Here is a 14,392-nt window from a genome sequence, read left to right on the forward strand (position 1 = left end):
ACCTGTTGCGGATCAGCCTTTGGAGCGCAGTCCGCCGGAGTTGCCCAGTTCGCTCAGCAAACGGCTGGTGGTCTGGCCGCTGAGGCGGAAGGGGTCCAGCACCGGGCTGGATGAATGCCGCAGCAACAAGGCGGCATTTTTCTTGTCCAGCGGTGCCTGTGCCATCGACCAGCAGGCAAATTCGCGCTGGTCGACTTCTTCGTAGGTCAGCAGCGTGACATCGTGATGCCGGTTGTCGCGGCAAATCTGCTGGTACAGGGCGTTCACTTCGGCACGCCCGCCTTCCAGCGCCTGTACGAACACACCGTCCCCATAACACAGCACACCGGTAATGCCGCGTTCGGTATTGTGCTGGTGTGCAGCATCCAGAATCTGTCGTACCAGTTCACTGGTGATGGGGGTGGCACTGCGGCTGGCATAAATCAGGCGAACGAGCATGTCAGTTTCCTCTGTGCATCAGCGACAGGAATTCCCGGCGCAGATTGGCGTCGCGCAGGAAGGAGCCGCGCATCACGCTGTTGGTCATCTTGGAGTTGTTGTCCTTCACGCCACGCCAGTGCATGCAGAAGTGATCCGCTTCCATGACAATGGCCAGGCCATCCGGTTGCAGCTTGTCCATCAGCAGGTCGGCAATCTGCATCACTGCTTCTTCCTGGATTTGCGGGCGGGTCATCACCCAGTCAATCAGGCGGGCGTATTTGGACAGGCCGATCAGATTGGAGTGTTCGTTCGGCATCACCCCCACCCATACCCGGCCCATAATGGGGCACAGGTGATGCGAGCAGGCACTGCGCACGGTGATGGGGCCGACAATCATCAGCTCGTTGAGCTGTTCGATATTCGGGAATTCGGTATTGGGCGGGCTGGCCACATAGCGACCGCGAAACACTTCACGTACGAACATCTTGGCCACGCGACGGGCGGTGTCCTGCGTGTTGTGGTCGTTTACCGTGTCAATCACCAGGCTTTCCAGCACGCCCTGCATTTTCTCTGCCACTTCTTGTTGCAGCAGGTCCAGCTCATCGTCCTTGATGAAGTCGGCAATATTGTCGTTGGCGTGAAAGCGCACGCCGGCATTCTGCAAACGATAGCGTATGCGGGAAGAAACGCTGTCTGGGGTGTTGGCGTTGGAATCCGTTTTGCTCATGGTGGCTTTGGCCTTTATCTTAGATGGCTGGCACTGTCCCCCTACTTACTTTGGTCAGTAGGATAGGCCCGGCACCAGCCGCTGTTAATCCGTGATGTATGTGGCAAACGGCGCAGGTTTGCTGCCGGTGATCTTCCTTGGTCATGCATGGTAATGCGCAGCAAGGGCTGGGAAAAGGAAAACCGGAATCAGCATAGTCAAATGGAGACGCGGGCGCCGCCTTTCAAGGCTTGGCTGCGGTTTTCTGTCGCCGGTAAAGACAAGGCTGGCTGGAAGCCTCCAGCACATCCTGGCAGGGCTGGCGCTTGCTCTTGATCTTCAGTGCGCGGCAGGCGTAAGGAAAGCGGACATCATGGCTGATATGGTAGTGCTGGCAATCCAGGCAATGGACGCGTTTGCTTGTTGAATCTGCAGTCGGGGGCATGGCATGGCCTGCACGTGGCATGTGTTGTACGGATTGTGCCCGCATGCCGTCTGAATGTGAATATTTGTTTTAAATGCTGCTGTCAGCTGTCATTTTTGGTATAAAGCTGGATTGTATCCTGCCTCGGCGGCGTCCCGTGCCACCAGAGCGGCAGATGTTGGCACACTAATCCATTTGATGACTATCGACCCCACACTGGTGCTGGCACCGATCTTCCTGACCACCGAATTGCTGAGCATGGCGCTGTGCATGGCGTTTGCTTCGCTGCGGCGTAGCGGCCTGCCCGGGGTCTGGCAGTGGCTGGTGGCCAATTGTGCGGTTGTCATCTATCTGCCTTTGCTTGGCTTGCGCGGCATGGTGCCGGACAGCATTTCCATTGTAGTGGCCAATGGCGTTCAGGCCTTGTCCCTGGCCATGTACTATGCCGGCTGCGCCTCTTTCCTGGGTCGGCCGCCGCGCTGGCGCCTGTTGCTTGGCGGGGCAATTCTGCAAGTGCTGGGCGTGACTTACTGGCGCTATGTCGATAACAGCCTGCCCATGCGGGTGATGGCCATTTCCATTTATGCCGCGCTGGTGTGCCTGGCAACGGCATGGTTGATGGTGTCGCATTATCGCGGTCACCGCAGCAGTGTTCATTATCGTTTGCTCACTGGCCTGTCCTGCCTGCTGGCGGTGACGCAGGTCGTGCGTGCCATCTATTTTTACCAACTGCATCCGGTGCCTACCAGCATCATGCTGGCCAGTGGCTGGAACATCATCCTGCTGTGCCTGGGAGCTGCCATCATGCCGGCCCTGTCCATGGCGGCCGTGCTGATGCTGCATGAGTCGCTGCAAACGCAAGCCGAAGATGCGGCCAATCGTGATTTCATGACCGGTGCGCTGTCACGCAAGCATCTGTTTGCCACCGGTCAGCAATTGATCCTGCAAGCGGCGGCTAACCGCCGGCCACTGGTGTTGCTGCTGATCGACCTGGACCACTTCAAGAACATCAATGACACCTTTGGCCATGCTGCTGGTGACGAAGTGCTGTGTGCATTTACCGAGATGGTGCGCGGACACTTGCGCAGCCTTGATGCACTGGGACGGCTGGGGGGGGAGGAGTTTGCCGTCCTGCTGCCGGATACCCCAATTGAAGCTGCCTGGCTGGTGGCAGAGCGGCTGCGTTTGCATGCCCAGCAGCGGCCGGTGAGCAGCCGGTTTGGTGAGTGCCGCTACAGCATCAGTATCGGTGTGGCTGCCTGGCAGGGTGGCGAAAGCTTCGATCAGCTATGCCGCCGGGCCGACCAGGCGCTTTATCAAGCCAAAAACACCGGTCGCAACCGGGTACAAATCAGCCAGGGCGCTGTTTCAAACACGGCCTTGGCCTGATAAGTCCATCATTCCGCAGGCTTGAAGCTCAGGCACACCGAGTTGATGCAATAGCGCTCGCCGGTGGGTTCCGGCCCATCCGGGAATACATGGCCCAGGTGGGCGTCGCAGTTGGCGCAGCGCACTTCCACCCGGATCATGCCGTGCGAGGTGTCGCGCAGGCGCTTGATGCGTTCGCCGGCAGCTTCCGCCCAGAAACTGGGCCAGCCGCAGCCTGCATCAAACTTGGTATCCGAGTGAAACAGCAGGCTGCCACAGCAAATGCAATGGTAATCGCCGCGCTCGGTGCGCAGGTAATGTTCGCCGCTGAACGGGCGTTCGGTGCCGCCCTGACGGGCAACGCGGTATTGTTCCGGGCTGAGCCGGGCGCGCCAGTCGGCGTCGCTGATGGAGCTTGGCTTGTCCATGATCATTCCTCGGGTGGTTTTTGTATTGGTCGCGGCAGGTGGGGCAATCTGTCAGTGCCGGGCTTACAGCTCGTCCAGACTGCTGTCCAGATGGGACTGGTCTGCCCATTTTTCAATTTCCCACTCGCCATCCCGATAGCGAATCCAGTTGAGCGCGGCATTCGGAATGGGAAAGTCGCGTGCGCCGCTCAGTCCCTTGCCGCTGGCGGTACGGTGCACCATTTCCAGCACGCCGCCATGGCTTACTACCAGAATCTGCTTTCCCGCATAGTGTTCCGCCAGTTGCTGCATGTATTGCATGATGCGCTGCTGAAAGCCGTGCAGGCTTTCACCACCTTGCAGATCGAAGTGGACATCCCGCTCCTGATGCAGCCGGTAGACGTGGGGGATGTGCTGTCGTGCTTCTTCGAAAGTATGTCCCTGAAAAGCACCGTAATGCCGTTCTTTCAGCGCGGCATGGGTTTGCAATGGCAGGCCGAGCCGACGGCTGATGGCGCTGGCGGTCTGGCGGGCGCGGGTGAGTTCGCTGACATGCAGCGCGCTGAATTCCAGCTGTTGTTGCGCCAGTGCGTGGGCCAGCTGTTCGGCCTGCTGCAGGCCGCGGGCATTGAGCGGGATATCCAGATGGCCTTGCAGGCGGCGCTCGCGGTTCCAGTCGGTTTCACCGTGGCGGATCAGGCAAAAACGGGTGGTGGGCATGTGGGTGTCCGGATGGTTGAGCGGGGGTGGAAATTACAGAATGCCGACACCGGAGATTTCGCGTGCCAGGTTGGCGGCGTAGTTGTCGGTCATGCCGCCAACAAAATCCAGTACTTTCATATAGGCCTGATACAGGCTGTCCTCTGGCTTGATGTGTTGTTCCAGCAGCCCCATGGCCAGATGCTGGCGCGGCGTCAGCTGTTCTGCACCACGGGTGATATAGGCATGTACCGCTGGCACCAGCACATCCAGAATGGTGGCGACGCAGGGATAGGAGGCCAGTTCGGTCACCAGCTTGGTGCGATGGCGGTACACCTTGTTACTGGCCAGCTCCTTGGCCTGAATCAGCGCTTCCTGCACCTCGGCATCCGTCAGGTTGATCAGGTCCTTGGCCGGGAATTCCCCGGCCAGCAATGCGTTGTGGTGCAGCATGAATTTTTGCGCCACTTCGGCCACGCAGCGGCCAATGGCAATGCCGCGCAAGGTGGCGCATTTCTGCTTCACGTCGTGCAGATTCCACACCTTTTCGTATTCGGTAAAGCGGGCGAACAGGCCTTCGAATTCCCGTACATCCAGAATGCCGATTTCGACTGCATCTTCCAAGTCAAGAATGGCATAGCAAATGTCATCGGCCGCTTCCATCAGGTAAGACAGCGGATGGCGGCTCCACTCCAGTTCTCCCTTGCGCGGTAATTGCAGCTCGGTGGCAATGCGCTCGAAGTAGGGCAGTTCGGTGCGATAGATGTTGAACTTGTCGCGCGCAAGCGCCTTGGGTGCATCTGATGTCCACGGATACTTGATCAGCGCACCCAGTGCCGCGGCAGTCAGGCGCATGCCGCCTTCGTGGCTGTACATTTCCAGTGTGGCCAGCATGCGCAGGCCGTGAGCATTGCCTTCGTAGGTTTGCACGTCGCGCAGCTGGGCGGCATCCAGTGTGGTGAGGAAATGCGCATTGCGCGCATCGCGGAACCAGTCGCGCAGCGCATCTTCGCCGGTATGGCCAAACGGCGGGTTGCCGATGTCGTGCGCCAGGCAGGCCACCTGAACCACCGCGCCAATATCGAAGGGGCTGTAACCGGGCGGCATGACCCCGGCGTGCTGCATCATCACCCCCACCCGGTTACCCAGACTGCGGCCCACGCTGGCCACTTCCACGCTGTGCGTCAGCCGGTTGTGGGTGTGGTCGTTCTGGGCCAGCGGGTGCACCTGGGTCTTGCGGCCCAGACGGCGGAAGGCGCTGGAAAACACCACCCGGTCGTGGTCGATATGAAAGTCGCTGCGCAAGCCTGCGCTGCCTTCATCGGTAGCCGGGGTACGGGTGGGTTTGATTTCCCCTTGCACCACCTTGAAGCGCTGGGTGGAGAGCAGGGCAGTCCATTGTTGTTGCTGGTGCTGGGTCATGGCAGGCCGTGGCAGGTTGGATGTAGCGATGATATGGGCTTTGCCGCCCGGGGAAAAGCAGCTTGCCGCTCAGGGCCTTGCATACAGGCGGATCAACTGGCCGTGGCGGTCTTCGGTCATGTAGAGTGCGCCGTCGGCACCGGCGCGGATTTCAACCGGGCCGCCGGGGCCTTTGTTGTCTTTCCAGTTGCCGATCAGTTCCAGACCCTGGCCGGTGGGCAGGCCCTGGCGGTCGGTCGGGTAGGCCATCAGGCGGTGGCCATGCTGGCGATAGCCATGAAATCCGACAATCAGCCAGCCGGCAAAGCGTGGCGCGGCCTTGGGCCCCAGCCACCAGGTCAGTCCCAATGGGGCGGCATGTGCAGGTAACAGGCGGTAGGGGGGAGTGGTTTGACTGCAGTCGTAGGCGGGAAACTCCGGTGCCGCTACCTGTTTGTCGTAGCAAAAGGGCCAGCCATAGTGCTTGCCGGCTTGCAGCAGATTCAGCTCGTCGTGTGGCAGTTCATTGTCGTTGGGCAACTGCAGTTTCAGCTGGATGGCGTCGCGGCTGTTTTCTGCCTGCAGCAGGATGCCACTGCGCGGATGCACGCCCAGTGCCATGCTGTTGCGCAGGCCACGGGCGAATACGCCCAGATCGCTGACCTTGCCATTGTTATCGATGTGATAGCGCCACACCACGCCGGCCCGGTCCTGCTCACTTTCGGGGCAGCGTCCGCTTGCCTGTTCGGCTGGCGATGCGGTTTCGCAATTGTCGGATGAGCTGCCGATATTGACGTAGAGATCGCCGTTGCCGGCCAGGGCAAAGGTAGTGAGCGGGTGACGCTGGCGTAGTGGCAGGCTGATGACGGTTTCGCGTTGTTGTGGCGTTGCCAGGTCAAAGCGGATGATGCGCCCCACTTCACCCACGTAAATCTTGCCATCCGGTCCTTGCACCACGCCGTGCGGACGGTCCAGGCCTTTTAGCAGCACAGTCTGCTGCCAGCTGCCGTTCCTGGCTTCCAGTTGCAGCAGCCGACCTTGCGGGGCATCCCAGCGTGTCATTTCGGTCAGCAGCAGCTTGCCATCCGAAAGAATGGCAAGTCCACGCGGCATTTTCAGGCCGCTGGCAATGATTTCGGCGCACAGGCCGGGCAGGACGTGCATGCCGGGTGGGGCAGCCTGAGGGCAGCGTTCAGCAGCTTGCGCCGACAGGGGCAGCATCAGGCAGGCAAGGATAAGCAGGTGACGGACATGCATGGGTTTTCTCCGGGACGCAACGGCACAAGCCGGATGCTGCCAGCAACAATAGCAAGAGCCTGTCGCAAAGTCGCCCTTGCCGTGCGATCAGCCCAGAGGGGGGATTTGATCCCATAAAATCTGCTTGCGATGATTGTGCATGTTAATGATAATGATTGTCATTAACAAATGAGCGAGGTGATGTCATGTCGTGGGCAATCGTTCAGCTATGCGGAGTGGGGGTAATGGTGCTGACGCGGTTTGCATACCGGCCATTGCTGCGGCGTAGCAGTCACCTGCTGGTGGGGCAGTGCATCCTGCGCTGGCCTGTGCTGCTTGGCATGGTGATCCTGCCCTTGCTGGCCTCGCTCCCGGGCTGGCCGCACCGGTTTTCGCTGGCACTGTCACCACTGGCCGGACCGGTGGGCTGCCTGATGCTGGCGTATGCATGCTGGCTGTTCTGGCGTAGTCAGCTTGATGTGCTGTCGGGTAATGCACAGCGCAAGCCATGGCCGGGCGGGGTTTATCAGCGTATTCGCCATCCACTGTATGCGGCCTTGTGGCTGGCGGCGCTGGCCCAGTTCCTGCTGGTGCAGGATGGCTTGGCGGGCAGCGGCGGTGTGCTTGCTCTGCTGTTCAGCTATGGGCGCAGTGTAAGGCGGGAGGAGGGCCTGTTGCTACAGTGGCTGGGTGATGCCTATCGCCAGTATATGCAGGACACCGGCCGACTGTGGCCCCGCGGGCTGGCACGCTAGCACTGCCAGTCGTTGTCAGGGCTGACCATCGATATTGCTCAGCATGGTGGTGATTTCCGCCGGGCGATACAGGGCCGGGCCGCTTCGATACACCGTCAGTTTTCCTTGTTCGATGAGGCCGACTTCCAGCTGCCTGCTGGCTGGGTCCAGCAGCAGGTAGGCCATCTCGCTGCCGCCTTCGTGCGGCTTGTTGCCACTGACATAGAGCAGCTGGTCCCGGCTTAGCGGGCCGCTGACCTGCATATTCTGCTGGAACACGGCAAATTTGCTGCCCAGCAGTTGCCGCAACGCCTCCGCCACCACGCCGGTCTGGTACAGACCGATGTCGGCCGGGTACTTTCCTGTCTTGTTTTCCAGCGCCTGCCATTGCTGCTTGGCATCCACCTTGTCTGACGCCTGTTTCAGGATGGCCACGGCATTGCCCAGTGCCGGGTTCTCCGTGAGCAGTGTTGCAGCGTGCTGCTTGGCTTCTGCCGTCACATTGCTTGCCTGCTGGCGCAGTGCTGCAAGGGGTGCGCTGCTGGCTTGCAGGCTATTGTGGGCTACGCCGATGGCGGCTGAGGCCGCTTGCTGTGCCTGTTCGCTTTGTTGCTGGCTACAGGCAGTCAGCAGACAAAGTCCTGTCATGGCCATGACTTTTCTGTGCGGGATCATGATGGCTCCTGGTTCTGTGAACGATGGCAGAGTGTCTGGGGCGGCAAGAGTTCCTTTTTGACTGTAGTAATACTACATTTATTGTTGCGCATCACCTGTAAGTAACATTCACTATGAAAAACATGAATGTTTGAAATCGAACATTCTGGCCTGTTCATTGTGCAGTGACCTTATTCTGTGCGCGGGGACGCTTTGCGGTTGCTGCCGGTGCTTGTGGCTTTGGTGGCAAAAGACGGCAGGGGCGGCGGCAAGGCAGGCACTTTGCCTGTTTTGCTGCTATGGTGTTGATTATCAACAGGTCTGTCTGTGTGTTGACTGATGTCTTGCCGCTCTGGCGGGGGCTGGATTTTCCCTATTAGCCTGTCAGAGTGCTTTGTGCGGTCCTAGTTTGATCTGCATCAAGCTCTTATTTTCGATATCGAATGTAGTATTGTTTCCATAGAGAACATTTCGGGCTTCAACTCAGGAGATAGTCATGGAATCGATTGCTCAACAAGCCGTACAGGCAGACCCTTGGCGGAGTTTTGCCGCCGGTGACTGGCAAAACCGCGTCGATGTACGCAACTTCATCCAGCTCAATTACCAACCGTATGCTGGCGATGCCACGTTCCTGGCTGGCGCTACCGAGCGTACCCAGGCCTTGTGGGCTGCGCTGGGCGAATTGCTGAAACAGGAGCGGGAAAAGGGCGTGCTGGATGTGTCGGCTGACCGTGGCACTTCCATTACTGCTCACGATGCGGGTTATATCGATCCCAAGCTGGAACTGATTGTCGGCCTGCAAACCGATGCCCCGCTCAAGCGCGCCATCATGCCAAACGGTGGTTTGCGCATGGTGGAAGCCGGGCTGGCTGCCTATGGCTTTACCCTGGACCCGGTGATCAAGGAAGTCTGGAGCAAATACCGCAAGAGCCATAACCAGGGTGTGTTCGATACCTATACCCCGGAAATTCTGGCCGCGCGTAAATCCGGCATCATCACCGGTCTGCCGGATGCCTATGGCCGTGGCCGCATCATCGGCGACTATCGCCGTGTCGCCCTCTACGGGACCGATTTCCTGCGCAAGGAACGCCAGCAAGCCTTCCACGAACTGGACGACGCGGTGTTCACCGAAGACGTGCTGCGTCAGCGTGAAGAACTGTCCGAACAATTCCGCGCGCTGGACGAGCTGCGCGAAATGGCGGCCAAGTACGGTTATGACATCAGCCGTCCGGCGGTGAATGCGCGCGAAGCCGTGCAATGGACCTACTTTGCCTATCTGGCTGCGGTGAAGGAGCAGAACGGTGCTGCCATGTCGCTGGGCCGCATTGCCACCTTCCTCGACATCTATATCGAGCGTGATCTGGCCGCCGGTGTACTGACCGAGGCACAGGCGCAGGAGCTGATTGATGATCTGGTGATCAAGCTGCGCATCGTGCGCTTCCTGCGCACCCCGGAATACGACCAGCTGTTCTCCGGCGACCCTACCTGGGTGACCGAATCCATTGGCGGCATGGGCGAGGATGGCCGCACGCTGGTCAGCAAGAACAGCTTCCGCTTCCTCAATACCCTGTACAACCTGGGCCCGGCGCCAGAGCCCAACCTTACCGTATTGTGGTCTACCGCATTGCCGCAGGGTTTCAAGGACTTCTGCGCCAAGGTGTCCATCGACACCAGCTCCATCCAGTACGAAAACGACGACCTGATGCGGCCTTACTGGGGCGACGATTACGGCATTGCCTGCTGCGTGTCGGCCATGCGTATCGGCAAGCAGATGCAGTTCTTTGGTGCCCGCGCCAACCTGGCCAAGGCCATGCTGTATGCCATCAACGGTGGTCGCGATGAAAAGAGCGGTGCCGTGGTAGCGCATGGTTTCGAGCCGATTACCGATGATGTGCTGGACTTTGACACGGTGATGGCCAGGTTCGACAAGATGATGGACTGGCTGGCTGCCACTTACGTGAAGGCGCTCAACTGCATCCATTACATGCACGACAAATACGCATACGAGCGCATCGAAATGGCGCTGCACGACCGTGACATCCTGCGCACCATGGCCTGCGGCATTGCCGGGCTGTCGGTGGCAGCGGATTCGCTGTCGGCCATCAAGCATGCGCGCGTACATGTCATCCGCAATGAAGACGGTCTGGCGGTGGACTACCGCATTGAGGGCGACTACCCGGCCTATGGCAATAACGACGACCGGGTGGACAGCATGGCGGTGTGGCTGACTGAAACCTTCATGAACAAGATCAAGGCCCAGCCGCATTTCTACCGTAATGCCACGCCCACCCAGTCGGTACTCACCATCACCTCCAATGTGGTGTATGGCAAGAAAACCGGTAACACGCCGTGCGGGCGTCGTGCTGGCGAGCCGTTTGCGCCGGGTGCCAATCCGATGAACGGTCGGGACGTGCATGGCTTTGTTGCGGCCGGAGCCTCGGTGGCCAAGCTGCCGTATGCCGCGGCGCTGGATGGCATCAGCTGGACCGCATCGGCCACGCCGGATGCGCTGGGCCATACCGCACAGGATCGCGTTGCCAATCTGTCGCATTGTCTGGACGGCTTTGCCGCAGCCGGCGGTTTCCATGTGAATGTGAACGTGTTCCGCCGTGAAACCCTGCTGGACGCGATGGAGCACCCGGAGCTGTACCCGCAGCTCACCATCCGCGTGTCCGGCTATGCGGTGAACTTCGTCAAACTGACGCGTGAACAGCAACTGGATGTGATCAACCGTACCTTCCACGGCAGCCTGTAAGCCCGTCGCGGTTTGTCCATCCACCCGCCCGCCGGCAGATGCTGACGGGCGGTTTTTTCATCAGGAGTATTCATGACCCAGCAGCATGTGGTGCATGCCCCGCTCAGTCAGGGTGAGTTGACCGGCTATGTCCACTCCACCGAAAGCGGTGCCGGAGTGGATGGGCCGGGCATGCGCTTTGTCTATTTCATGTCCGGCTGCCAGTTTCGCTGCCAGTACTGCCACAACCCGGATACCTGGAAGCTGCATGCCGGTCGCCAGCTGACGATGGAGCAGGCAGTGGCGGAAATCGCCCCTTATGCCGGCTTTCTCAAATTTGCCGGAGGCGTGACTGTATCCGGTGGCGAGCCGCTGATGCAGGCGGAATTCGTCGGTGCGCTATTCACCGCCATCAAGCAGCGCTACGGCCTGCACACCGCGCTGGATACCCAGGGCTTTCTGCATGCCAATGTGGATGATGCCTGGTTTGACCAGGTCGATCTGGTGTTGCTGGACATCAAGCACAGCGACCCGCAGCGCTATCTGGAAATTACCGGCCAGGCCTTGCAGCCGACGCTGGATTTTGCCCAGCGGCTGAAACGGCTGGGCAAGCCGATATGGCTGCGATATGTACTGGTGCCGGGACTGACAGATGGTGCCGATGATATCGCCCGCCTGGCAGATTACGCAGCCAGTCTTGGCAGCATCGTGCAACGTGTGGAAGTGCTGCCCTTTCATCAGATGGGGGCTGACAAGTGGGCGCAGCTCGGGCTGCACTATCCGCTGGCGGCGACGCCAACACCTACGGCTGCGGCAGTGGACGCAGCGCGAACGGTTTTTGCGGCACGTGGGCTGACGGTTTGTTGAATACGGGGTAGGGCAGTGTTTCGGTTAAAGGTTCTGGCTATCTTTCCGAAACTTCTGATAGGTATTGTTTTGGCGCTGAGGATAATACGTCGGGTGAGTCGTCATTGAACAACCCTGAAAAGATTGTCCGAAGAGATGAAAACAGAACTGTCCAAACCTGGCAAGCCAGCCAGCAATCTATCGGCACGGGTGATCAGCGAGCAGATCAGCACCCTGATTGACCGCCTTTCCAAAAAAGGCCAGTGCATCGTGATCTGGGAGAAAGAACGCTTGTTGTTCTGCTCCATGGATAGCCGCAACGCCCAGCGATATCTCGCCAAACCCACTTGCCTGGGGGTTTACGATGCAGATGTCACTTACTGGGATGTGCAAAAAGACCTGAAGGAAATCCTCCAGCGCGGTTGATGCCTGCAGAGGGCAGCCAGCCAAGTCATTGGCCTGTCGGGTAAATGCTTGCGTGATTGTGATTTACCCGTTTGGCCATATCCGGTACAGTCCGTTTTTTCCAACGTCAAGGCAGGCCTCTGACAGGAGGCCTGCCGGCCGTCCTGCACTGGTGCTGCCGCTTGCCGGATTCATGCACTACACCATTTTCGACACGCCAATCCTGCGCGACCTGATGCGCGCCTTGTCCATTTTTCTGTTGCGTCTGCGCGGCTGGCGCATTGCAGGACAATTTCCCGATCTGCCCAAATATGTACTGATTGCCGCACCGCATACCAGCAACTGGGATTTCCCGCTGACGCTGGGCGTTTGCTTTGCCTTGCGCGCCAAGCTGTACTGGATGGGCAAGCACACGCTGTTCTGGGGGCCGATGGGGCCGATCATGCGCTGGTTGGGTGGCATTCCGGTGCGGCGCAGTCGCAGCAACTCGCTGGTGCAGCAGATGGTGGAGGTTTACCAGCGCTCCGACAAGCTGGTAGTGGCCATTCCGCCGGAAGGAACCCGCCAGCGGGTAAAAGAATGGAAAACCGGCTTTTATCACATTGCCTGTGGCGCACAGGTGCCGGTGGTACTGGCCTATATGGACTATGCCCGCAAGGAGTGCGGTTTTGGTCCGGTGTTTTATCCCTGCGGTGATATCGAGGCGGACATGCCCAGGATACGCGCGTTTTACCAGGACAAGACCGGCAAGTATCCGGATCAGCAATAAGCGCCGCGCAAAAAATCCTGTTGCGGCGTTGCGCCTTGCCCCAGGGATATTGCGCTGTGCTTAGTCGCGCCAAGTACCGCGACATACAAAAAAGAGCCCGCTGGCAGATTGCCGCGGGCTTTTTGCATCTCGGGTATTCAGGGGGCGGGGACTGCCGATGTGGCGGCCTGTACCGGGATGAATTGCAGCAGCGGTGCGGCCAGCAGGGATTGGCCAAAATCGATGGCGCTGCGACGGACCTTCTCATCGGACACTTCGGCAAGCAGTTCCAGTCTGGCCATGATCTTGGACATTTCCCGTTCGAATGACAGATTGCGCTGTTGCGGGTTGATTTCATTGGCCAGCAACATCGGGCTGCCATCGGCATTTTGACGGTGTCCAAGCAGCCAGGCTGCCACCTCCACGTTGTAGGCAGCGTTCTCCAGTTGCTGGGCATTCAGGCCATGGACCAGGTACAGCTCGGTGCGGCCACCGTAGACATCCACCAGCATGCTGCCCAGACCAAACACCAGGGTGCCGGCGCGGTCGCCAGCGAATTGCGGGTCAAATGCGGTGGTGAGTGCGGCAGTGGAACGTACTTTGCCCAGTTGCGGCAGAGGCTGATTCAGCCGGATAGCCTGCATGATCTGGCGCACGGCCGTCTCGCGGCTGTCATGGCCGCCTTTGCGCCACTGGGCGGGGTTGCGCCGGTAGAGTTTGTCCAGCAAGGTTTGCAGGCTGGCCAGATTGTCGCGCATGGCCAGGTTGGCCATGCGGTTGCTGGCTGTCTGGCCCAGTTCTGCCGAGTTGAAATCTTCACCCTTTACCGGCTTTTTGATTGGCTCGCTACTGCATGCGGTCAGTAGCAAGCCGGCCAGCAAGGGCAGGGTAAAACGCAGCATCTGCATGGTGGGGCATGCCTTGCATTAAGCGGGGATGAGGCCTTGTTTTACCCTGTTGCCTGATGTCAGGCAAGAATTGTCGGCTTCAGGATTTGGTGGCAAACAGTGCCTGCCAGCCATCCACACCCAGTTGGGTGACGGTGTCGATGTTCTTCTCGAAGATGGCTTCCGCTTCCGGGAAGGCTTCCACTGCACGATCGATACTGGCTTCGCGAATCAGGTGCAGGGTAGGCCAGGGCGAGCGGTTGGTATAGTTGCTGATGTCGTTGATGCCGGTGCCTTCAAACTGGAACTTGGGATGGAAGCTGGCTACCTGCAAGACGCCGTCCAGATCAAGCTCGGCCACAATGGCGTCGGCGATGTCCTGAAACTCGTTGAAATCCAGAAAGCGCTGCAGCACATAAGGATGAATCAGCAGGGTTGTGTCGGTTTCTTCGGGGCTGGTTTCGGCCAGCAACTGCAGTTCGCGCGCCAGCTCTTCTGCCAGTTGAGCCGGTTCGGTGGCATCGCTGACAACGATACGAACCTGGTTCTTGACGTAAACCGACTTGGCAAAAGGACAGAGATTCAGGCCGATGACGGCTTTTTCCAGCCATAGGCGGGTGCTGGCAATGGCTTCTTCGTGGCTTGGCGTTTGCATGGTGCTGATTCCGCAGGGCAAAGGGTATGGGGGCGGCAGGCTGCCGCAAAAGCAAAAAAACCCGGACG

At 59.3% G+C, this 14,392-nt stretch carries 16 protein-coding genes; 6 read left to right on the forward strand and 10 right to left on the reverse strand.

All coding sequences use genetic code 11. The features are described 5' to 3' along the window. Window positions 1-12: 12 nt before the first annotated feature. The 3 genes from ACE3SE_RS01850 to ACE3SE_RS01860 all read right to left on the reverse strand — a co-directional run bounded on the left by ACE3SE_RS01850 (window position 13) and on the right by ACE3SE_RS01860 (window position 1,571). Window positions 13-438, reverse strand: a complete 426-nt coding sequence (locus ACE3SE_RS01850) for a BLUF domain-containing protein (RefSeq protein ID WP_374553570.1) — start codon at window positions 436-438, stop codon at window positions 13-15. A 1-nt stretch (window position 439) separates the two neighbouring features. Next, window positions 440-1,147 carry a GTP cyclohydrolase I gene (gene folE / locus ACE3SE_RS01855; RefSeq protein WP_045845083.1) on the reverse strand — a complete coding sequence of 236 codons (708 nt, stop codon included), beginning with the start codon at window positions 1,145-1,147 and terminating at the stop codon, window positions 440-442. Between the two features lie 223 nt (window positions 1,148-1,370). Next, entirely contained in the window at window positions 1,371-1,571 is a 201-nt protein-coding gene (locus ACE3SE_RS01860; RefSeq protein WP_374553572.1) for a hypothetical protein, read from the reverse strand. A gap of 177 nt (window positions 1,572-1,748) precedes the next feature. Here ACE3SE_RS01860 and ACE3SE_RS01865 point away from each other — a divergent pair, with 177 nt between their 5' ends. After that, window positions 1,749-2,939 (forward strand): GGDEF domain-containing protein, encoded by a 1,191-nt coding sequence (locus tag ACE3SE_RS01865; RefSeq protein ID WP_374553573.1) that lies wholly within the window; start codon window positions 1,749-1,751, stop codon window positions 2,937-2,939. Window positions 2,940-2,947: 8 nt separating this feature from the next. Here ACE3SE_RS01865 and msrB read toward each other — a convergent pair whose 3' ends face one another. The 4 genes from msrB to ACE3SE_RS01885 form a co-directional block, all read right to left on the reverse strand. Continuing rightward, window positions 2,948-3,346, reverse strand: a complete 399-nt coding sequence (msrB, locus tag ACE3SE_RS01870; RefSeq protein WP_374553575.1) for a peptide-methionine (R)-S-oxide reductase MsrB — start codon at window positions 3,344-3,346, stop codon at window positions 2,948-2,950. A 63-nt stretch (window positions 3,347-3,409) separates the two neighbouring features. Continuing rightward, window positions 3,410-4,045 carry a histidine phosphatase family protein gene (locus tag ACE3SE_RS01875; protein WP_062785903.1) on the reverse strand — a complete coding sequence of 212 codons (636 nt, stop codon included), beginning with the start codon at window positions 4,043-4,045 and terminating at the stop codon, window positions 3,410-3,412. A 33-nt stretch (window positions 4,046-4,078) separates the two neighbouring features. Continuing rightward, window positions 4,079-5,446, reverse strand: a complete 1,368-nt coding sequence (locus tag ACE3SE_RS01880; protein WP_045845080.1) for a deoxyguanosinetriphosphate triphosphohydrolase — start codon at window positions 5,444-5,446, stop codon at window positions 4,079-4,081. A gap of 69 nt (window positions 5,447-5,515) precedes the next feature. Beyond that, window positions 5,516-6,682 (reverse strand): PQQ-dependent sugar dehydrogenase, encoded by a 1,167-nt coding sequence (locus ACE3SE_RS01885; protein WP_374553577.1) that lies wholly within the window; start codon window positions 6,680-6,682, stop codon window positions 5,516-5,518. A gap of 185 nt (window positions 6,683-6,867) precedes the next feature. Here ACE3SE_RS01885 and ACE3SE_RS01890 point away from each other — a divergent pair, with 185 nt between their 5' ends. After that, window positions 6,868-7,416 (forward strand): hypothetical protein, encoded by a 549-nt coding sequence (locus tag ACE3SE_RS01890; RefSeq protein WP_131359451.1) that lies wholly within the window; start codon window positions 6,868-6,870, stop codon window positions 7,414-7,416. A 15-nt stretch (window positions 7,417-7,431) separates the two neighbouring features. Here the strand turns inward: ACE3SE_RS01890 and ACE3SE_RS01895 are convergent, their stop codons facing one another. Continuing rightward, the gene (locus ACE3SE_RS01895; protein ID WP_156156874.1) at window positions 7,432-8,070 is read right to left on the reverse strand and encodes a hypothetical protein; all 639 of its coding nucleotides are present in this window, start codon (window positions 8,068-8,070) and stop codon (window positions 7,432-7,434) included. 475 nt (window positions 8,071-8,545) lie between these two features. On the opposite strand from ACE3SE_RS01895, the gene pflB reads away from it, so the two are divergent. The 4 genes from pflB (at window position 8,546) to ACE3SE_RS01915 (ending at window position 12,803) form a co-directional block, all read left to right on the forward strand. After that, window positions 8,546-10,804, forward strand: a complete 2,259-nt coding sequence (gene pflB, locus ACE3SE_RS01900) for a formate C-acetyltransferase (protein ID WP_374553579.1) — start codon at window positions 8,546-8,548, stop codon at window positions 10,802-10,804. A 72-nt stretch (window positions 10,805-10,876) separates the two neighbouring features. Beyond that, the gene (gene pflA, locus ACE3SE_RS01905; protein WP_374553581.1) at window positions 10,877-11,650 is read left to right on the forward strand and encodes a pyruvate formate-lyase-activating protein; all 774 of its coding nucleotides are present in this window, start codon (window positions 10,877-10,879) and stop codon (window positions 11,648-11,650) included. Between the two features lie 135 nt (window positions 11,651-11,785). After that, window positions 11,786-12,055: a hypothetical protein gene (locus tag ACE3SE_RS01910; protein WP_045845077.1), complete on the forward strand. Its 270-nt coding sequence runs from the start codon at window positions 11,786-11,788 to the stop codon at window positions 12,053-12,055. 172 nt (window positions 12,056-12,227) lie between these two features. Beyond that, complete coding sequence (locus ACE3SE_RS01915) at window positions 12,228-12,803, forward strand: lysophospholipid acyltransferase family protein (RefSeq protein ID WP_131359459.1); 576 nt, start codon at window positions 12,228-12,230, stop codon at window positions 12,801-12,803. Between the two features lie 137 nt (window positions 12,804-12,940). On the opposite strand, the gene ACE3SE_RS01920 is transcribed toward ACE3SE_RS01915, so the two are convergent. Both ACE3SE_RS01920 and ACE3SE_RS01925 read right to left on the reverse strand, forming a co-directional pair. Continuing rightward, entirely contained in the window at window positions 12,941-13,690 is a 750-nt protein-coding gene (locus tag ACE3SE_RS01920; protein WP_045845076.1) for a hypothetical protein, read from the reverse strand. Window positions 13,691-13,769: 79 nt separating this feature from the next. Beyond that, window positions 13,770-14,324 carry a DUF1415 domain-containing protein gene (locus tag ACE3SE_RS01925; protein WP_045845075.1) on the reverse strand — a complete coding sequence of 185 codons (555 nt, stop codon included), beginning with the start codon at window positions 14,322-14,324 and terminating at the stop codon, window positions 13,770-13,772. Window positions 14,325-14,392 lie beyond the last annotated feature (68 nt).

The sequence above is a fragment of the Aquitalea pelogenes genome, assembly GCF_041914625.1.
GTDB lineage: Bacteria > Pseudomonadota > Gammaproteobacteria > Burkholderiales > Chromobacteriaceae > Aquitalea > Aquitalea pelogenes.